At 24.9% G+C, this 19,857-nt stretch carries 25 protein-coding genes; 11 read left to right on the forward strand and 14 right to left on the reverse strand.

The window, feature by feature from the left end; translation table 4 throughout:
- Window positions 1–66 precede the first annotated feature (66 nt).
- The 3 genes from AACK97_RS03735 (at window position 67) to AACK97_RS03745 (ending at window position 3,814) form a co-directional block, all read left to right on the forward strand.
- Complete coding sequence (locus AACK97_RS03735) at window positions 67–2,265, forward strand: hypothetical protein (protein WP_338968890.1); 2,199 nt, start codon at window positions 67–69, stop codon at window positions 2,263–2,265.
- A gap of 33 nt (window positions 2,266–2,298) precedes the next feature.
- A complete protein-coding gene (locus AACK97_RS03740; RefSeq protein WP_338967744.1) occupies window positions 2,299–3,243 on the forward strand; it encodes an IS30 family transposase in 945 nt (314 codons plus the stop codon).
- 205 nt (window positions 3,244–3,448) lie between these two features.
- Window positions 3,449–3,814 carry a helix-turn-helix domain-containing protein gene (locus AACK97_RS03745; protein ID WP_338968892.1) on the forward strand — a complete coding sequence of 122 codons (366 nt, stop codon included), beginning with the start codon at window positions 3,449–3,451 and terminating at the stop codon, window positions 3,812–3,814.
- Here the strand turns inward: AACK97_RS03745 and AACK97_RS03750 are convergent.
- Window positions 3,811–4,836, reverse strand: coding sequence for a DDE-type integrase/transposase/recombinase (locus AACK97_RS03750; protein WP_338968973.1), 1,026 nt, complete (start codon window positions 4,834–4,836; stop codon window positions 3,811–3,813). The two genes, AACK97_RS03745 and AACK97_RS03750, sit on opposite strands and share 4 nt — an antisense overlap.
- Window positions 4,837–4,902: 66 nt before the next feature.
- Between AACK97_RS03750 and AACK97_RS03755 the strand changes: the two genes are divergently transcribed.
- A protein-coding gene (locus AACK97_RS03755) for an IS3 family transposase (protein WP_338968894.1) occupies window positions 4,903–6,014 on the forward strand; the annotation gives its coding sequence in 2 pieces (ribosomal slippage) (window positions 4,903–5,146 and window positions 5,146–6,014; 1,113 coding nt in all).
- Window positions 6,015–6,311: 297 nt separating this feature from the next.
- On the opposite strand, the gene AACK97_RS03760 is transcribed toward AACK97_RS03755, so the two are convergent.
- Entirely contained in the window at window positions 6,312–7,256 is a 945-nt protein-coding gene (locus AACK97_RS03760; RefSeq protein ID WP_338968896.1) for an IS30 family transposase, read from the reverse strand.
- A gap of 122 nt (window positions 7,257–7,378) precedes the next feature.
- Between AACK97_RS03760 and AACK97_RS03765 the strand changes: the two genes are divergently transcribed.
- Window positions 7,379–7,843, forward strand: coding sequence for a hypothetical protein (locus AACK97_RS03765; protein WP_338968379.1), 465 nt, complete (start codon window positions 7,379–7,381; stop codon window positions 7,841–7,843).
- A gap of 221 nt (window positions 7,844–8,064) precedes the next feature.
- On the opposite strand, the gene AACK97_RS03770 is transcribed toward AACK97_RS03765, so the two are convergent.
- The 10 genes from AACK97_RS03770 to AACK97_RS03815 all read right to left on the reverse strand — a co-directional run bounded on the left by AACK97_RS03770 (window position 8,065) and on the right by AACK97_RS03815 (window position 13,897).
- A complete protein-coding gene (locus AACK97_RS03770) occupies window positions 8,065–8,532 on the reverse strand; it encodes a hypothetical protein (RefSeq protein WP_338968381.1) in 468 nt (155 codons plus the stop codon).
- 34 nt (window positions 8,533–8,566) lie between these two features.
- Window positions 8,567–10,417, reverse strand: a complete 1,851-nt coding sequence (locus AACK97_RS03775) for a hypothetical protein (protein ID WP_338968384.1) — start codon at window positions 10,415–10,417, stop codon at window positions 8,567–8,569.
- A gap of 271 nt (window positions 10,418–10,688) precedes the next feature.
- On the reverse strand, window positions 10,689–11,081 hold the full coding sequence (locus AACK97_RS03780) for a hypothetical protein (RefSeq protein WP_338968898.1): 393 nt from the start codon (window positions 11,079–11,081) through the stop codon (window positions 10,689–10,691).
- 22 nt (window positions 11,082–11,103) lie between these two features.
- Window positions 11,104–11,352 carry a hypothetical protein gene (locus tag AACK97_RS03785; protein ID WP_215826579.1) on the reverse strand — a complete coding sequence of 83 codons (249 nt, stop codon included), beginning with the start codon at window positions 11,350–11,352 and terminating at the stop codon, window positions 11,104–11,106.
- 2 nt (window positions 11,353–11,354) lie between these two features.
- Window positions 11,355–11,639, reverse strand: a complete 285-nt coding sequence (locus tag AACK97_RS03790; protein ID WP_338968900.1) for a hypothetical protein — start codon at window positions 11,637–11,639, stop codon at window positions 11,355–11,357.
- A 6-nt stretch (window positions 11,640–11,645) separates the two neighbouring features.
- A complete protein-coding gene (locus AACK97_RS03795; RefSeq protein ID WP_338968902.1) occupies window positions 11,646–12,629 on the reverse strand; it encodes a hypothetical protein in 984 nt (327 codons plus the stop codon).
- A 24-nt stretch (window positions 12,630–12,653) separates the two neighbouring features.
- Complete coding sequence (locus AACK97_RS03800; protein ID WP_338968904.1) at window positions 12,654–12,902, reverse strand: hypothetical protein; 249 nt, start codon at window positions 12,900–12,902, stop codon at window positions 12,654–12,656.
- Between the two features lie 49 nt (window positions 12,903–12,951).
- Window positions 12,952–13,182, reverse strand: a complete 231-nt coding sequence (locus AACK97_RS03805) for a hypothetical protein (protein ID WP_338968394.1) — start codon at window positions 13,180–13,182, stop codon at window positions 12,952–12,954.
- A 164-nt stretch (window positions 13,183–13,346) separates the two neighbouring features.
- Window positions 13,347–13,568 (reverse strand): hypothetical protein, encoded by a 222-nt coding sequence (locus AACK97_RS03810; protein WP_338968396.1) that lies wholly within the window; start codon window positions 13,566–13,568, stop codon window positions 13,347–13,349.
- A 2-nt stretch (window positions 13,569–13,570) separates the two neighbouring features.
- Window positions 13,571–13,897, reverse strand: a complete 327-nt coding sequence (locus tag AACK97_RS03815; protein ID WP_338968397.1) for a hypothetical protein — start codon at window positions 13,895–13,897, stop codon at window positions 13,571–13,573.
- 254 nt (window positions 13,898–14,151) lie between these two features.
- Between AACK97_RS03815 and AACK97_RS03820 the strand changes: the two genes are divergently transcribed.
- From AACK97_RS03820 to AACK97_RS03845, 6 genes are all read left to right on the forward strand, one after another.
- Window positions 14,152–14,787 (forward strand): IS30 family transposase, encoded by a 636-nt coding sequence (locus AACK97_RS03820; RefSeq protein WP_338968906.1) that lies wholly within the window; start codon window positions 14,152–14,154, stop codon window positions 14,785–14,787.
- Window positions 14,788–15,072: 285 nt separating this feature from the next.
- The gene (locus AACK97_RS03825; protein WP_338968908.1) at window positions 15,073–16,011 is read left to right on the forward strand and encodes a hypothetical protein; all 939 of its coding nucleotides are present in this window, start codon (window positions 15,073–15,075) and stop codon (window positions 16,009–16,011) included.
- 151 nt (window positions 16,012–16,162) lie between these two features.
- Window positions 16,163–16,993, forward strand: coding sequence for a hypothetical protein (locus AACK97_RS03830; RefSeq protein ID WP_338968910.1), 831 nt, complete (start codon window positions 16,163–16,165; stop codon window positions 16,991–16,993).
- On the forward strand, window positions 16,983–17,927 hold the full coding sequence (locus AACK97_RS03835; RefSeq protein ID WP_338968911.1) for an alkaline phosphatase: 945 nt from the start codon (window positions 16,983–16,985) through the stop codon (window positions 17,925–17,927). Before AACK97_RS03830 ends, AACK97_RS03835 begins: the two co-directional genes overlap by 11 nt.
- A complete protein-coding gene (locus tag AACK97_RS03840) occupies window positions 17,921–18,085 on the forward strand; it encodes a hypothetical protein (RefSeq protein ID WP_338968912.1) in 165 nt (54 codons plus the stop codon). The genes AACK97_RS03835 and AACK97_RS03840 overlap by 7 nt, the downstream gene beginning before the upstream one ends.
- A gap of 201 nt (window positions 18,086–18,286) precedes the next feature.
- Window positions 18,287–19,231: an IS30 family transposase gene (locus AACK97_RS03845; RefSeq protein WP_338966716.1), complete on the forward strand. Its 945-nt coding sequence runs from the start codon at window positions 18,287–18,289 to the stop codon at window positions 19,229–19,231.
- Window positions 19,232–19,285: 54 nt separating this feature from the next.
- Here AACK97_RS03845 and AACK97_RS03850 read toward each other — a convergent pair whose 3' ends face one another.
- Window positions 19,286–19,531 carry a hypothetical protein gene (locus tag AACK97_RS03850; RefSeq protein ID WP_338968042.1) on the reverse strand — a complete coding sequence of 82 codons (246 nt, stop codon included), beginning with the start codon at window positions 19,529–19,531 and terminating at the stop codon, window positions 19,286–19,288.
- A gap of 9 nt (window positions 19,532–19,540) precedes the next feature.
- The gene (locus tag AACK97_RS03855) at window positions 19,541–19,852 is read right to left on the reverse strand and encodes a hypothetical protein (RefSeq protein ID WP_338968914.1); all 312 of its coding nucleotides are present in this window, start codon (window positions 19,850–19,852) and stop codon (window positions 19,541–19,543) included.
- Between the last annotated feature and the right edge of the window lie 5 nt (window positions 19,853–19,857).

Consider the following 19,857-nt stretch of genomic DNA (forward strand, 5'->3'; position numbering starts at 1 on the left):
GTCCCATTTATATTTACAATTCAGGATTTTTTTGCAACGCAATTAGAAGTTATAAGAGAACAAATTATGATTTTTTTTAATAGTGAACATGATTTTAATTTAACTGAATTAAATAAAGGGATTGATGTTTTAGAAGTGTTAAAAAAGAAAATAATGCTAATTGATAGTTCTATTATTGTTGACTTATTGTATAGTAGTTATCAGTTGAAATTAAATACTTTTCGTGATTCATTTTGAATTTTAATTACTTATCAAAAAAAATCTTTTTCTAAGAAATTAAAATTAATTAATATTCAAACCGTTAATGATACGATAAAAAAAGTTTTTGCGTGAATTAATATTTTTTCTAATTTAGAATTTACAATTTCTCAAAAAAGAAATGATGTTGTTGCTATTTTAGAAACTAAAATGAAAGAGCATTATTATGGAATAAAAATCTGAATTTCTGATATGATGTTAGGTAATAAGAATTTATTAATTGGTATTAATCGTTTTAATGTGAATTTTTCATTAGGACAAAAAACATGAACGGAAAATATTGCTTTAAATAATGTTAAAGATGAGCCACGATTATGAAATATGTTTAACTCAATATTGAATAATAATAAATTGCTTCAATTAAATGAAAATAATACAATTGCTGATTTTATTAGGGCGGTTAATCTTGAAGCAAAAAAAATTCATTCTGAATTTGAATTAAAAGATGCAAATTTTGCGACAACAAAAACTAACCTTTTAAAAGATAATGCCCAAATAGAATTTCAAATGATTTTAGGAAATGAGATGCGTTTAAAAACAATTCGTTTAAATGTTAAAGAAGTTTGAAAGGTAGAAGGCAATATTAACCGCTATTTTGAACGCTCCCATTATCATAATTGAGATGATATTGATACTTATCAACATCTTTTAGAAATAGTTACTTCTGATATGAAAAGTATTTATTCGCAACTAGCAGTATCATATGAAGATAATAATATTAAATTGCAACAATTCGTTGCTTCTGGGCGTCATAATATTAATTTTGTTGTTAAACTTAATGAGAAATTATTAATAAAAACATTAACGATTTTGATTCCTAATAAGCAAACTAATAAAATATGAGAAAAAGTTGATACAGAGTTAGAAAAAATAAGTAAAACGCCACTATATGCTGGTAGTTTGATTACTGATTTTATTAATAAAGTAAATATTGAATTACAAACTAATCTGAGTAAGGATTTAAGCATTGTCGTTCATTATAAACCAAATGCAAAAATAATTTCTGATTTTTCGCCAATGGAATTAAAAGTTAATTTTGGTAATGCTGTAAAGGAAAAAATAATTAATTTCACGAATTTGATTAATGAAGCAAATTTTGCGGAATTAATGAATAATTTTTTTACGAATGCTTTAGATTTAAATTTAACAACAAAAAATTCATTAGCGGATGTTATTAGTATTTTGGGTAATAAATTACAAACTAATGTTAATTATATTAATCAAATCAAACTTTTAGCAAATGAGGAATATCATATTGTAAATCCTATTAGTAATGAAGAAATTGCGAAATTACAACCAGAAAATCGGTTATTAAATGAACAACAAGATATATTTACTGTTACTGATAAGTTAGTTAAATATAATGAGTCTTTATCATCAATTAAGATATTAAATTATGGATATTTAGTGAAATTAAAAAATATTATTAATTATGAGAAGATTGAAGAATTTGTGAATAATATTTCTCAATCGGATGCTTTATTATTTACTAGTGATGATACTAAAGCAATTGCTGTGAATAAGATTCAAAGTAATCTGCAAAGTAAAATTCATTCGCAAATGACATTAAAATTAACTAATGCTGGTGAAGCAACAACAAAACTTAAAGCTTTTACTAATAATGATTTAGAGTTTAGTCTTAATTTTGGTATTAATAAATTTATTTTTAAAGTTACAATTAATAAAGTTAATGTTGGTACTAATGATATTGATGAAGTTGAAGATTTTTTTAATCAAGAATATGATTTAGATGTTTCCCCGACTAGTAATATTAATGATATTTTGGCAAAAATTAATTATCAATTAGAACAAAAGATTGCTAACTTAAAGGTTATTAATATTAACAGTGATGATGGTAATCGGCGTTTTAAATATTTAAGAGATGAGTTAGAAGTTATACTAGTTAACAATCCGACAAAAATATTTAAGTTAAGATTAAAAAATATTAAATATAACCTGAAATGTAAAATTAAAAAGGACACTTATATAAAAAACAAATTGTGTTAATTCTATAATTAAGAAAAGAAAGGAATTAGCACAATGTATAAGTATCTGACTATTGAATCAATAATAGCAATAAAAGAATATAAAAGTTATGGATTTTCTATTCGTAAAATAGCAAAAGCAATTGATTATAGTAAATCAACTGTACACAGAGTTTGTAAATTATTAAATCAAAACTTATTACCATTAGAAATATTGAATCAAGTTCAAAAAAATAAACAAAATGCAGGTAGAAAATTAATAATTTTAACTTTAACAGAAATTAATACTATCAATTATTTGTTAATTACTAAAAATTATGCTCTTGATATAATTGCTGATTTTTTAAAGAAAAATAAAATAAAAAATATTTCAACAAAAACTTTATATAACATGTTTAAAACAAATCGAATGGGTTTTGATGAAAAAAATTTATTGAGAAAAGGCAAAAATAAACCTCATAAACAAAAAGAAACTAGGGGCAGAATTAATAATTGTAAATCTATTCATGAAAGAAATTTAATCATTCCAAATATTAAAAATATACAAGAATTTGGCCATTTAGAGGGAGATACTATCGTTGGTAAAGATCATAAAAGTTCTATTATTACTTTAGCTGATCTATGATCAAAAACCACAATTCCTTTGAAAACTAAAAATCATAAAGCAGAAAGTATTACACAAAGTATAATAAAATTTATTTCAAAATTAATACCAGGAACAATTAAAACTATTACTTTTGATCGTGGTAAAGAATTTAGTAAATGAAAATTAATTGAAAAAAATTGTAATGTTAAAATTTATTTTGCAGATGCCGGAAAACCTTGTCAAAGAGGTTTAAATGAGAACAATAATGGTATTTTAAGAAGATATTTACCAAAATCTACTGATTTATCTTCATATAAACAAAAAGACTTAAATTCTATAGCATTTCAAATTAATTCTACACCCAGAAAATCATTATCTTATAAAAGACCAATAGATTTAATACAATTATTTTAAAAAACTGTCCCATTTATATTTACAATTCAGGTAATATTGAAAATGAGCGAAGATTAATTGATGAATATTTTGAAGATAACCAAATATTTTTTAATCTGCTGAATTATACTTGTAAGTGCAAGTAAATAAAATTGCAAAAGATTTCATATAAAAATTTCATGATGCTAAGTTTATTTTAGAAAAAGTAAATTTAAGGAGTTTTTATATGGGATACAAACATCTTGGCATAGATGAAAGAATTTATATTGAGAATCAATTGAAATTTAAAGTAAAAATTAGTGAAATAGCTAAAAATCTTAATCGAAGTATTAGTACTATTAATCGAGAAGTTAATAGAAATAAAGATAATAATCATTATTTTTCATTAATTGCACAAAATAAAGCAGAAAATAGAAAACAATTACATGTTTATTTTCATAAATTTAAAAATAGAGAATTAGTAAAATATGTACAACAAAAATTATTATTAGGTTGATCGCCTGAACAAATTTATGGCAGAATTAAAAATTTTCATCAAGAATGAATTATTAGTTTTAAAACAATTTTGTACTATAGCACAGACATATGTTAGTTTCAAGAGGTTTTTAAAAGTTTATTTAAAAAATTGAATGGGGTGTCTTTTATTGTTCAATGATTCCTTTGGAAGTTATAAAAGTAATAATATTCATTTAAATAAATTTGTAATTCATTAGTATTAAATCTTTTAATATCATCTAACAATAATAAATTATTATAATTTTTATGAAATCTTTCTATCTTACCGTTACTTTGTGGTGAACGAATTGGAGTAGTTTCGTGTATTATCTTATTATCTTTTAAATATTTACTAAAAGGTCTTTCTTTTATCTTATATTCATTTTTATTACTTCAATTAGTAGTAGTGAATTCAGGAGCATTATCAGTTCTAATTCGTTTAACTTCTATTCCAAACTTTTTAAAATCATATATTGCTCTTTGTACAGCATTAATAGCATTATTAGTTCCTAAACTATCATAAACATAACCAAATACTATGCGTGTCATTTCGTCAATAAAATCATAGACATACATATTTTTTTCTACCGGATATTTTAACTTGGAAAAGTGTTTAGCATCCATTTGTATTAATCCTATTTCTTTTACTTCATAACGGTGATAATAGCGTTTGTTTTCCTTATTTTTTTGTCTAATTCTATCATAGCGAGGGTCATTTTTAATTCAACGATAAAATGTTCTGATATTTCTTGGTAAATTATATTTATGGGCGTCATGTTCACCTCTAAGGAGATTATTATATAGCGACCAAACACCACCCGCTTTGATATTTTTGTATTTGTAAAATAAATCACATACTTTTTTACGACTTTCAATGTTAAATTGATAATGTGGATTCAGCGGTTTTGTTGATTTAATTATTAAATTACTAAAATCATTTTCATAGTAACCAGTAATAATTTTTTTAGCTCAGCGATAAAAAGTTATGTCAATATTGTGAAAGTGTTTTCTAATTAATGATTTTAAAGTAATTTTTTCGGTATAAGCTTGCTTGCAGAGGTTTAAATAACTATTAACTCGTTTTTTAGTTTTATGATAGTTTTTATCTCGGTAATGGATAGGCTACAATAAGTTGGACCATAATTATATAGACTTCAAAATTATTAAGAAAGAAGGAATATAAAAATGGGAAATAAAACCTCATACTCTGAAGAATTTAAAAAACAAATTGTAATGCTATACAAAAATGACAAAAGTGTTATTAATTTAGGGAAAGAATATAATTTACCAAAACCAACTATTTATAGTTGAATTAAAAATTATAATAATTCTGGGTCATTTAAAGCAAAAGATAATCGCACTGTCGAAGAAAATGAATTAATTTACTTGCGAAAAGAAAACCAACAATTACGAATGGAAAATGACATTTTAAAGCAAGCAGCACTGATAATCGGGAAAAAATAACAATAATTAATAACAACAAAAATAAATATTCAGTGAGGAAAATATGTAAGATTTTAGGTTTACTAAAATCAACATATTATTATCAAACTAATAAATGCACCAAGTTTGATGTTAATAATTATGAACAAGAAGTTATCAGTGCATTTAATAAAAGTCGCAAGATTTATGGTGCTCGTAAAATTAAAGCTGTTTTAATAAGAAAAAATATCATTTTATCACGACGAAAAATCCGATTCATTATGATCAAAAATAATTTGGTTTCTAAATACACCAAGTTAAAATATTGAAATCATAAAAAAACAGTTAATAATGACGAAATTAATAATGTTTTAAATCGTCAATTTAATGACAAAAAACCAAATGAAGTTGTTGTTAGTGATTTAACATATGTTCAAGTTGGCACTAAATGACATTATATTTGTTTATTAATTGACTTGTTTAATCGCGAAGTAATTGGCTATAGTGCTGGACCAAATAAAACTGCTGAATTAGTTCAACAAGCTTTTCACAAGATAACACGACCATTAAATAAAATAACTTTATTTCATACTGATCGTGGTAATGAGTTTAAAAATAAAATTATTGATGAAATTTTAATAACCTTTAAAATTAAAAGATCATTAAGCTCCAAAGGATGCCCATATGATAATGCTGTTGCTGAAGCAACTTACAAAACCTTTAAAACCGAATTTATTAACGGTAAAAAATTTGCAAACTTAACACAACTAAAATGCGAACTATTTGATTTTGTTAATTGATATAACAATATTCGAATTCATGGCAGTTTAAATTATTTAACTCCCGTTGAATTTAGAAAATACCAGTCTACATAAAAAGTGTCCTAAAAAGGGTTGCCAATCCATAAAAACTCTTTAATCAGCATTGTAAGCGTGCTTCTAAATCTGATAATTCGTTTTCAGCGATAATATATTTCATTGTTTATAATCCTGCTTTCTATTTAATTGTTTTTGTTGATTTTTTAAAGGTCATATTTAATTTTAGTAGACATTTTTATTTAATTATTTTATAATTAATTTATATTAATTAAGCTTTACAAATTTGAGAAAGGTTGTTGATTATTTGGTAAATTTTATTAATTCCTGAATTGTAAATATAAATGGGACAGTTTTTTAAAATAATTGTATTAAATCTATTGGTCTTTTATAAGATAATGATTTTCTGGGTGTAGAATTAATTTGAAATGCTATAGAATTTAAGTCTTTTTGTTTATATGAAGATAAATCAGTAGATTTTGGTAAATATCTTCTTAAAATACCATTATTGTTCTCATTTAAACCTCTTTGACAAGGTTTTCCGGCATCTGCAAAATAAATTTTAACATTACAATTTTTTTCAATTAATTTTCATTTACTAAATTCTTTACCACGATCAAAAGTAATAGTTTTAATTGTTCCTGGTATTAATTTTGAAATAAATTTTATTATACTTTGTGTAATACTTTCTGCTTTATGATTTTTAGTTTTCAAAGGAATTGTGGTTTTTGATCATATATCAGCTAAAGTAATAATAGAACTTTTATGATCTTTACCAACGATAGTATCTCCCTCTAAATGGCCAAATTCTTGTATATTTTTAATATTTGGAATGATTAAATTTCTTTCATGAATAGATTTACAATTATTAATTCTGACCCTAGTTTCTTTTTGTTTATGAGGTTTATTTTTGCCTTTTCTCAATAAATTTTTTTCATCAAAACCCATTCGATTTGTTTTAAACATGTTATATAAAGTTTTTGTTGAAATATTTTTTATTTTATTTTTCTTTAAAAAATCAGCAATTATATCAAGAGCATAATTTTTAGTAATTAACAAATGATTGATAGTATTAATTTCTGTTAAAGTTAAAATTATTAATTTTCTACCTGCATTTTGTTTATTTTTTTGAACTTGATTCAATATTTCTAATGGTAATAAGTTTTGATTTAATAATTTACAAACTCTGTGTACAGTTGATTTACTATAATCAATTGCTTTTGCTATTTTACGAATAGAAAATCCATAACTTTTATATTCTTTTATTGCTATTATTGATTCAATAGTCAAATACTTATACATTGTGCTAATTCCTTTCTTTTCTTAATTATAGAATTAACACAATTTGTTTTTTATATAAGTGTCCTTTTTTTAATTTTACATTTCAGGATTAGTAAAAATTCACGAAAAGGAAGTTGACTAATATGAAAAAATTAATAGGATTAATAGGAACAATAACCATCGCCGGAAGCGGAATGGCAGGACTTGTTGGAAACGCACCAGCTATAGCAAAAAATAATATTAATTATCAACAAACAAATAATTTAGAAAATTTAAGTAGAAATAAAAGAAACATATTTGATGATGTTAAAAATTGATTTGATAACGCTGGTAAAGATACAGCATATTGAATAAATGATAAAATAAAAATTTACAATGTAATAAAAGAATTTCATCCCGGAGTTAAAAATGTTGACAAAATGCTTTCAGATTGTTTTGGTAGTGTAGAAGCAGCAAAAAATGTAGGAATTGCCACTGGAGGCGGAGCAGCAGCAGGAGCAAGCGGGGGGGGGGGCTATTGGAGCAGTTGCTGGTGGCGCTGCTGGTGTTGCTGCTTCTACAATAACTTGTATTGTCAATCATTAATTTATTTATATTGTAATTTATAAAATAAAATATTTTTTAATAAACTTTAAAGAATAACAGAAAGAATATTATGAAAAAAATATTAAGTATTTTAGAAATAATGTTTTAAAGTTTAAATTTATTATTTTAAAATAAGAAGAATGTTCAAACCAGTAATTAATTAAAATTACTGGTTTCTATTTTGTCAAAATAGAAAAGAGAAAAAAATAAAAATTGCTTATTTGTTTAAGGGTATAGAGTTATTTTAATTATTTTTTAATTCTGCTTTAAAAGATAATATTTTTATTGGAGTAGTAATTGTTTTGTTGGCAATTTTAACATGAATATTTGAAGCAATAAATTCTGTTTTATCAAACATTTTGTCATTTTTTATTGTAATTTTTAAGCTTTTAAGTTCGTTTCATACTATATCATTTTTCTCAAAATCTAAATCTTTTAAACCACAATTAAGTCTTCAATTTTCTTTACAACTGCTAGTTCCGTCATATTTTAATCACTTTGGAATATTAATAATTTCTTCTTCTTTGGTACTATAAAAATTTATTGTATATTTATCGTTATATTTATATGTAATTTGAATTTTAACATTTGATAAATTTAATTTGTTAATTATTAACAGTTCGGCCGGTGACAATTGGTCTGGTTTATTTGAACAAGCAGTTATAGATAATATTGTTAACCATAAACTAACTATTATATTTAAAATTTTCATTTTTTAACTCCTTTTATTTGTTTGAATTATAATTTTACACAAAAATTCTTAATATCATTAAAAAGATGGCAAAACCGATTAAAAATTGAAAGGTGTAATAAAAGGCTGGTACTGTTTTAAAAACTGGAAAAATTGCGGTTGAAAAGTTAACTGTTGCTTTTGCGATAATTGCTAACGGTCGCAAAATCGTCATGATTTGTGAAGCAGTGAGTATTCAATTTATCATTTTGATGCCAGCGTTTTGAATGGCACATCCAATATCATTAAAAGTTGGTATTCATCGTCCAGAATATTTGCAATTTGCTGGCGAAATTAAGTCATCTCATTCACTGTTATTTAAACTATCGGGGATAAAAGCTGTTGAATTTAATACATTAAAATCATAAATTTTAAAATTGTAGTTATAGATGTTACCTTTGTGATAAAGTGGAAAAGTTAAGGTAAAAATATTAATACCGTAACGAATATCAATATCGGTGTTGAGATAATTAATACTGTTAGCAGTCTTGCTGGTTGGCAAGGTAATCAGTTTATTATCATAAGATTTAAGAACATTAAAATCAATTTGATAAATGCTATTGGTATTGTTAATAGCATTGTAATTATCTTGGTGCATTTTTTTGTCAAAAGTAAAGAAATAACTTCTTAGTAATAATTCTGAGTTTCCTATAATATTTACTAAGTATTTTTTGGGATAAAAGGTAATTAAGGAACGATAAAAGAAACCGATTTGAATAAAGTAATCCTTCTTATAGTTTTCTATACCCTTAAAATCAATTTCAGTATGAGTTTTTTCGTCCATATCAAAAGTAGCATAAAATAAACTAGCAAAGAAGTTTCCAAGGATTTCATAGATTTCATCAAAAATATTTTTGTAATCACTGTTATTAATACTAGGAATGTTGTTTTTAAAATAAAGGTAAATGTCATTTCGTAAATCGGGGTCATATCGTAGAAAACTAAATTTAACACTAAGATAATTTAATGTTCCAAAAAGGTACTTAATTAGATAATAATCGTTAGTATTTGCAGTGTCATATTTTCAAATTTCGCTTTCACCGTGTAATAATTGTAAATAGTTATTACCTGCAATTAAGGTTTTATTAAAAGCTTTAATTTTTAAAACATTTTCATTTATTTTATCTTCACTAGTAGAACTTTTGTGATAAAAATAGCTTTCACTTTTAAAGCCGTGATTTTTAATCGTAAATTCTTTGTAATAACCTTTTTCTAAGGTGTCAATGAAATTAAATATTGGCGTTCAATATAAATAAGAATAATTGAATTTGTCAAAATCACCACGATGAATCATTAAATAGTTAAGGTTATCAATAACATCGCTATATTTATGTTTGCCATCAAAATTAGTGGTTGTTTCTGGTAAATCAATATCAGTTGTTGGTTTGATTTGTGCTTCTGCTTTAAAAGATAATATTTTTATTGGAGTAGTAATTGTTTTGTTGGCAATTTTAACATGAATATTTGAAGCAATAAATTCTGTTTTATCAAACATTTTGTCATTTTTTATTGTAATTTTTAAGCTTTTAAGTTCGTTTCATACTATATCATTTTTCTCAAAATCTAAATCTTTTAAACCACAATTAAGTCTTCAATTTTCTTTACAACTGCTAGTTCCGTCATATTTTAATCACTTTGGAATATTAATAATTTCTTCTTCTTTGGTACTATAAAAATTTATTGTATATTTATCGTTATATTTATATGTAATTTGAACTTTAACATTTGATAAATTTAACACATAAGTTTCTTCGCTTTCTCTTTTATTTCTAATTAATGATTGTGTTGTTGTTTCATTATTGTTAATGTTTTGGGGAATGGTAAAAATGTTATTGAAACTAATAATCAACACGGTAAATATTTTCATAAACATTTTTATCACTCCTTTTTAAAATATTTTATTTTTCATTGTTCTTTTGGTTTTAATCTTTTTTAATATAAAACGAATTAAACAGTTCACTATTTCTGTTATGGTTAGTCATACTAAGGAATAACCTATAATCATTAACTTACCAATTGTTCCAAAATTTTTAATGAATTGTTGCAAATTTTCAATATCTGTATGTAATAATAAAACTATACTTAAAGATATGAATATAATGTAATTAAGTATTATTCATCAATATCTTTTTAAAAAATTAATTAACTTGTTTAGTTTCATTTTTTAAGGCTCTTTTAAATTTAATTTTTTGAATAATAAAGCGGATTAATTTTTCAAGTTTAATTGCAAAATATATTGCTCCGCCTCATCAGAAAATAAATATTCCTGCTAACATAATACCACTATTGAATTTACCAAAGAATTTAACCATCTCTTCATTCATAAATTTATTAAATTCATCCCTTGTTCCAGTTATTCATTTAGTATCGATTACTGTAAATGCACAAATTAATAAACTTATAAAGATGAAAATGATACTTAATATTATTTTTAACCACTGTTTTTTAAAAGAATTTTTAATTCTTAATTTTAAAGGCGTTTTTTCTTTTGAATTGTCTTTTTTAAATAATTTTCCTAAAAATTTTTTCATTTTAATTCTCCCTTCATATTTTTTATCGTCCTTTAATCACAATAAATAAAGCAATAAGTACACAAGTGACACCAAGAATGGTAAAGATTGGATGTTGCGAGAATGTCCGAGCCATTGGTTTAAATAGTTCTAAAATTGTTAAATTGCTAGTAATAAACTTTTGAAAATTGGCAAGCCCTTCGCTAATATAGTTTGTTAAAGTTTCAAAATGACTACCAGCTAAAAGTCCAAGAACAGTTATTAAGATAAAAATAATAATTAGTTTAAACATTATTAGTTACCTTGTTTTGCTTTTAATGGTTTTATTTGTTTTTTAGCTTTTCCTCACGCACTTAGCCGCCCTTTATTTTTAACGGCATATTGGCGTTGTTTTTCTAAATTAACTTGTTGACTACCAAATCCAAGAATAATTGCCATAAGAAATTCTACAGCCAGCGTTAAGAATAAAGGAAATATTAGTTGAATATTCGTTCCTGGCACTTCAAGGCTTCAAATTAAATCAAAAACTTTATAAAGCATTTGGGCGAGAAAGTCGGCCATTTTTACGAGATTTTCCATTTTTTATTATTCCTTTTCTTTCATTTTTCTTAAAAATTTGCTGAATTTATCCATTTTTAAGTATTCTAAGTCTTCTAAATCAATTGCTGTGTCAGTATAGTATTTGTCTTCATAGTCAGGATTTACTTTTGCATTTAAGTAATCTCTTAAAAATGCTAGATAAAAAGAATTGTAAGTGTTTAATATTGGTAGAGGAATTTTTAGTTTAAAAAAATAAATATCAAGTTCAGGAATATCACGATATTTAATGCGACGGCCCCTTTTATTATTTTTAGCATCAATTAAGGTGTTTCGTCAGCGTTCATATTCTTCAATGCTCGTAAAGGTGCCATAAATGACTTTTAAGTAGGGGCGAAAAATATTAACTGGTTTTTTGCGAATTCCCACAATCACATTGTTGGCAATATCACGAACTTTAACTCAAATATGTTTATCTCTTTGACCGCTAGCCAACACAATATGACCAAAATGTCGTGCTAGAGCGAAATATTCTTGAATACCGGTTTCTTCGTTTTTGGTATTATTTTTTTCTCAATCAGTTCCTTCTAAAAATAAATTAGTTTCATCTCACAAAAGTAAGGTTTTGTCCGGCAATACCGGATAATCAAAGTCTAACAATCCCATATGCCCTAAACTTAATTTTTGGGTTTCTAGTAATGGAAATGTTGATGCGATATGATATTTTTTCTTTTTTAGTAATTTTGATGCGTATATTAGAAAGGCGGTTTTTCCAGTTCCTAATGAACCAATAACAATATTTAATGGTGAGTTTTTTAAGAAATTAATAACTTTGTTAATTTGTGTTAAATTACTAATTTTAAAAAGGAAAATTAAAATACAACCTGCTAAAAATAAATAGCTCACAATGTTTTTAAAATAACCGTTGTAAATATATCAAATTGCTCCTCAATGTCATAAAATTAAAAATGAGGTGCGATTTAATTCAATAAAATGGTTATTTTTTTCTATTATTCATTTGCAAAATTTCATCTTACACCTCACTTTATTTTTTTATTAGCGTACTGCTCCAAGTAGTTTTTCAAACATTTTAAAGCAAATAAAGAATATTGCCAAAATAAATGGAAAAATGAATATTCAATAGTCAGCAAAGAAGTTACCAACTTGTGGCATATTAACAGCAATAATTTCTCACATTTTAGTAAACGCTGTTATGATCGCATTTCATAATTTAGTCATTGCGTCACTAGCTGTTATTTTTTCTACTGTTACTGGTGTTTCTCCCACTAAGAAAGTTCCAATCATATAATCACCCCCTTTCTTTTAATATAACTTCTTGACATTAATTTCGCTTCTATCTAAATACTGATATGGTTTTCCAAAGTAGCATTAGAATAAATCACACCATAATTGCTGTTAAAAATCAAAAAGCAATGTTTGCTATTAAAAGTCAAAGTGGTGCTTCTATTAATTTAATTTCTTTACCACCAGTAACATGCGCCGGGATAGTTGTAATTTGAATAAATAAATCTCAGAAAGTTTGTTTAATTTGTTCTCAATTAAATTCTTTTAAATTTATTGTCATTTTTTATCTCCCAAAAATTATTTTTATTGGTAAATACATAATTGAGATTAATGCGAAAATAAAAGTAATTATAATAATTAATTCGGCAATAAACGCAACTTGTGTAGGCATTTTTTCTATCGGAACAAACAGTTTTAAGAATTCCATAATAATTTCTCAAAACATTATTTTTCATCCTCGTTATTTTCTTTTGAATTAGGAGCTTTAACTCATTCTTTAAAGCGAGCAATAAATACTTTTTCGTCTTTTGTAAAATTACCAGAATTATTTTTAATGGCATTTTTATATTTAATTCGCATTTTTATTTTGGCATAAATTTTATAAGCAAAATATGCCGATAGCATTATGCTGATAATAATAAATATTAGTCCAATTGCAATATTCATTTTTAAACTCCTTTAAAATAGTTATAATTTGTATCTTTTTTATTGTTTTCTTTTTCGACAATGAAGAAACTTAATAATTCTTGTCCTTTAATTAACTTGGTTTCTTGCTCTGGTTGATTAATTGAAATTACTTGGTATTCATTATTCTTGATTATTCCGATGCAAATTGAATTTTCATATTTTCCTTTATAAACAAATCGTTTTGGAAACCAAATACCGATTTGTTTATTAAATCACGGAATTTTTGGTGCCTTGATTAAAATTGCGTTTTGAGTTTCTTTTAAGAGATATTTTTTAGTATTTAAGAAAATGTTTTCAATTTTTTTCATAGTAAATTACCTTTCTTATTTGTTATAAACTAAGTTATTTAACTAAGTTTTTTAAACATTCATATATCGCAGATTTGAATGTTTAACAATTTTTGTTAGTAAACTTCGTTTACTAATTAACTTAGTTTGATTTCATTGGTGCAAAAAAATATAAAGCATAATTAAAAATAATAAGTGTTAATTTAACCTTATATTTCTTGCAATAAATAAATGAGCTCATATTTATTTATTGATTTTGTGTAAAACTAACATAAGTGTGTGCTTTACACAGTTTTAAAACAATTTACAATTGAATTTATTCTGGATTACTTGAAAAGGTTACTAGTAAAAATTTAAGAAGAAAAGGTAAGAAACGAAAATCTCAAGAAAATCGGGGTAAATTTAATGGTAAATCCATTAAAGAACGAAATGTTAATAATCGCATAACTCTTGGCCATTGAGAAGGTGATACTGTAGTATCATCACGAGGTAAAAGTAAATCATGTTTAATAACTTTAGTTGAAAGAACATCAAGATTTACTTTAGCAATATTAGTTGAAAATAGAACTACTAAAGTTATTAACAAAAATATTAGTCATTATTTATCAATTCTTCCAAATAATCTTGTTAAGACTATAACATTTGATAGGGGTAAAGAATTTGCTAATTGACAACAACTTGAAAAAAATTTAAATGTGAAAATTTATTTTGCTGATGCATATTCACCTTGACAAAGAGGTACTAATGAAAATACTAATGGTTTAATTAGAGAAAAATTTCCTAAAAAATTTAATTTTTCAAACACTACTAAAAATGCAGTTCATAAATTTATATTGTCTTTAAACCAAAGACCAAGAAAAATACTAAATTATCTTTCGCCAATCGAATATTTGGTTAGAAAAATAATTTAGTTGCACTTAACTTTACAATTTGGCATCTTAAAAATCTTGATGATTTAACAGAAAAAATTAATAATGATTTAAAAAAAATTGATTCTAATATTGAAGTGGTAGTTAATTTTTCTAATGCTGCAAAAATCTTTCACTTTGTTATTTATCTTCAAGGAACGGTATTATTTTATAATATTGCTTGCTAGTTGACTAGATGCTTTAAAAAATGTCAAGAATTAGTTTAGATATTTTGTTTTTCTTTTTTAAACAAGATAGGATATAATTAAATGAAGGAGGTTTTTTATAATGAGAAATTCTAATTTTGCATTTCGCCGTTTTTTTATAATTTTTGCTAATGTTTTTGTGTTTATTGGCGCGTTCTTTGTGTTAACAATGATTACTTTTTATACAATTGCAGCATTAAGAAATGAGATTACGGAGTTAACAGCCTATGATAATGATTTTCGTACGGTAATTACTGATATTATAAATAAGGGTTATTTTCCAGTTATGGCATTAATTATTTATATTGGAGCAATGCAATTAATTTATAGTGCTTTAATTATTAAATGAGCAATATCACTTAATGATGAGCAATTTATTAAACATCGTTGATTAATTTTAGTTTATAGTTTCTTTAATATGACATTTTTTACTGGATTTATGTTGCTTTCATTAGATCAAAAAAGAATTGAGACGGGTATTAAAGCGAAAAGAAAAATGGCACTACATGAATCAAGTGTTTTTGCTTTATCAGGTGCGATGTTAATAATTTTTACTGCTGTTTTACTATTGACAAAAAATCTTAATAGTGAAATTGTTAATATAAAACAACCCTTTATTATTACTTTAAGTATTGCTGGGGTATTCTTATTATTTGGGGTGATGGGCTTATTGTCAATTAGTAAATTAAAAAATGTTAATTTACCAGATAGTAATTCTTTACAAAATGTGCCAGTAAAGTCATTTAATGATCAGTTTGCTAAGTTAATGATTGGTTTTAGTATTATTTTTATATTAGTTAAAATGCTTATTGTTCTTGTAATTAATACTATTGGTTATTTAAGTCAAATGTTTAGTCGTGAAAATCGTGGATTTTTTAGTAATATTGGAGCAACGATAAATTTAATTTTTATGTATACTATTGTTTATCAAGTATTTCAAGCATTACTTCAAAAAGATGATCAACCGCTAGTTATTGATTTATCAAATATTGATACTAAAAGACAACACCAACGGTTTTAAGTAATTTATTATTTAATAATTCTAAAAACTGCTTCTTAATAAAAATAAGAAGCAGTTTTTATTTGGGTGTGGGATATTATTATTAATTTTGAATTTTCTTTCATTTTTTTTGCGTTATAATAGCAACTAGATAGAAGGAAGGAGACTTTTAATGCTTTATCAAAAAACTAAGAAGATTGTTAAACCACGAACAAATATTATTTTAATAGTTCTTGCAGGGCTAACAACTAAAATTAATAGTTTAAAGCAAACATTACCAAAAGAAAATATGATTTATTTTCAACAGCATCGTGCCATTTTACCAACTTTACCACCATATAATATGGCTTCAATTTTAACAGGTGCGCCATTGGAGTTTCATGGGGTTACTAATTGAGAAAACAATCGTTTGGTTACGGCGGTTTTGAATACTAAGGATAATATGTATCCAACAATTTTTTATAGTATTAAAAAGCAAAAGCCTGATTATAAATTAAGTATAATTACTAATTTTCATATGATTGAAAATATGTTGGAAAAATTTTTGTTAGATGAGTTTATTGTTAAGGATACCATTAATTATGTTGATGTTAATATTAATGAATATCAGTTATTAACTATTTATGATGACGAAATGTATGATATTGGTATTAAACAAGGTTTCAATACTAATGAGTATGCTGCATTATTGCAAGAAAAAGTTATTGCTATTAATGAAATGATTTTGAAAAATCCCCAATCAACAGTTATTATTACTTCAACATCTGGTGGATATCATCAAGGAGTTGAGAATCAAGGCGGATTAGATTCGCGTGAATTAGTTATTCCTTTAAATATAATTGATAGTCATTTACAAGGGAAAACTCATAAAATTGTTAGACCAACTAGTAATGTTGATATTGCATCAATAATTGCTTATTTACTTGGTGTTGATTTAGTTCAAGCTTCAACGACTAATATTTATGAGGTTTTGCATAAGGTAGGAATAAAATATGTTGAATAATATTAAGTATATTGTTATTTTTGGGTCGGATGCTTATGGATCATATTTACTAGAAGATAATGCTGGAAGTACTTTTAAAATGTTAATGGAAAAAGGCGCATATTCGTTAAATAGTCGGAGTGTTGTTCCGATTATGTCTAGTGTTAACTGAACATCGTTATTATGTGGGACCGCACCTAATTTTCATGGGCGTACGCAATGAGATTCCGAAACGGGTGACGCAAAAAGTGTTTATGATTATGTGAATAATAAAAATGTCCCTAGTATTTTTACATTGTTTAAAAAGCAAACTAATTTGAAAACAGCAGCATTTTTTCGGTGATCGCAATTCCAATATATTTTAGATGTTAATTCATTAGATTATTGAAGTAATGTGATGGTTAAAGATGTTGATTCTTGAAAACCAACTAAGAAAACTATTTGAATTAGTAGTAATGATAACATTAAACCTAATCAGATGATTATTGATGATTATTGTCAATATTTAATTGCTAAAAAACCGGAATTATCTTTTGTTTATGTTAATGAACCAGATACTGTTGGACATAAGATTGGTCATCAAACAACAGAAATTAAAACAATGGCGTTGCAAGTTGATTTGTGGGTAAAACAAGTTTTAGAAACGATTAGTCATATTTCCGAAATGAAAGATAATACATTATTTGTTTTTATTGCTGATCATGGTGGCAAAGGTCAAGGTGATGATTGCCACGGTAATTTTAATGATTATGAGATTAAAGTACCAGTTTTCTTTTATGGTGCTGGTGTTAAAAATACAGGGCAGTTTTTAGAGCAAACTATTCAATATGATATTACAGCCACATTGGCTTGATTAATGGAGTTGGATAGTCCTGATTATTGACAAGGAAAGGTTATTTATTCACCATTTATTAATTATCAAGAATATTATGAGGATGTGATATCGGAATGTTAATTATTGAACAAAAAGACTTAAATTTATTTCGAATTATGCATAATGATAAATGATTATATAAGGTTTTTTCTTTGCCCAAAGCATTGCAAATTGCTAAAGAATATCAAAAGAAAATTAATAAATCGTTAACAATTAAAATAATTTTACAAAATCAATAATTAGAAAGTAACTGATTAAAAACTGATAGAAAATTTTGGTAATAGTACTCTTTATTAAGAGTACTATTTTATTTGCTTTTAATTAATTTATAAGCTGAATTATACTTGTAAGTGCAAGTAAATAAAATTGCAAAAGATTTCATATAAAAATTTCATGATGCTAAGTTTATTTTAGAAAAAGTAAATTTAAGGAGTTTTTATATGGGATACAAACATCTTGGCATAGATGAAAGAATTTATATTGAGAATCAATTGAAATTTAAAGTAAAAATTAGTGAAATAGCTAAAAATCTTAATCGAAGTATTAGTACTATTAATCGAGAAGTTAATAGAAATAAAGATAATAATCATTATTTTTCATTAATTGCACAAAATAAAGCAGAAAATAGAAAACAATTACATGTTTATTTTCATAAATTTAAAAATAGAGAATTAGTAAAATATGTACAACAAAAATTATTATTAGGTTGATCGCCTGAACAAATTTATGGCAGAATTAAAAATTTTCATCAAGAATGAATTATTAGTTTTAAAACAATTTACAATTGAATTTATTCTGGATTACTTGAAAAGGTTACTAGTAAAAATTTAAGAAGAAAAGGTAAGAAACGAAAATCTCAAGAAAATCGCGGTAAATTTAATGGTAAATCCATTAAAGAACGAAATGTTAATAATCGCATAACTCTTGGCCATTGAGAAGGTGATACTGTAGTATCATCACGAGGTAAAAGTAAATCATGTTTAATAACTTTAGTTGAAAGAACATCAAGATTTACTTTAGCAATATTAGTTGAAAATAGAACTACTAAAGTTATTAACAAAAATATTAGTCATTATTTATCAATTCTTCCAAATAATCTTGTTAAGACTATAACATTTGATAGGGGTAAAGAATTTGCTAATTGACAACAACTTGAAAAAAATTTAAATGTGAAAATTTATTTTGCTGATGCATATTCACCTTGACAAAGAGGCACTAATGAAAATACTAATGGTTTAATTAGAGAAAAATTTCCTAAAAAATTTAATTTTTCAAACACTACTAAAAATGCAGTTCATAAATTTATATTGTCTTTAAACCAAAGACCAAGAAAAATACTAAATTATCTTTCGCCAATCGAATATTTGGTTAGAAAAATAATTTAGTTGCACTTAACTTTACAATTTGGCATACATATTTATTTATCCTTTCTTTTGCGTTTAACTTCTTAAAATAAAGTATATTGTTGATAAAATACAAATCGTTCCTAAAATTTGGAAAATTGGATGTTGAGAAAATAACCTTATCATTGGTTTAAACAAATCTAAAATTTTAATATTATTTGATAAAACTTTATTAAAATATTCTAAACCTTCACGCACATAGGCTCATAAACCTAAAAAGTCGTTTAAAGCAAAAATAGAAAAAACAGCAACAAGAATAAATAAAATTATTAATTTAAACATTTTAAAAACCTACCTTTTTATTCGCCGTCCGTGTTGGTTAACTCACGGTCTGTTTTTAGAACTATTACCACTAAATTTCTTAATTGGACCACTAGATGATTGCTTCTTAGTTCCTCAATTAGCAACTGATTTTCGATATTTTTTACGAAAACCAACTTTTGGTCGTTCGATATGAATACCTAAAATGCCACCAATTACAAGATTTATCACAAGCATAATTAGCGGAAAAATAATAATGCGAATATCTGTCCCGGGAATAATTAAAGTTCAAATTAAATCAAAAACTTTATAAAACCTGAAATGTAAAATTAAAAAGGACACTTATA

The organism is Spiroplasma endosymbiont of Lonchoptera lutea, assembly GCF_964019715.1.
GTDB lineage: Bacteria > Bacillota_I > Bacilli_A > Mycoplasmatales > Nriv7 > Nriv7.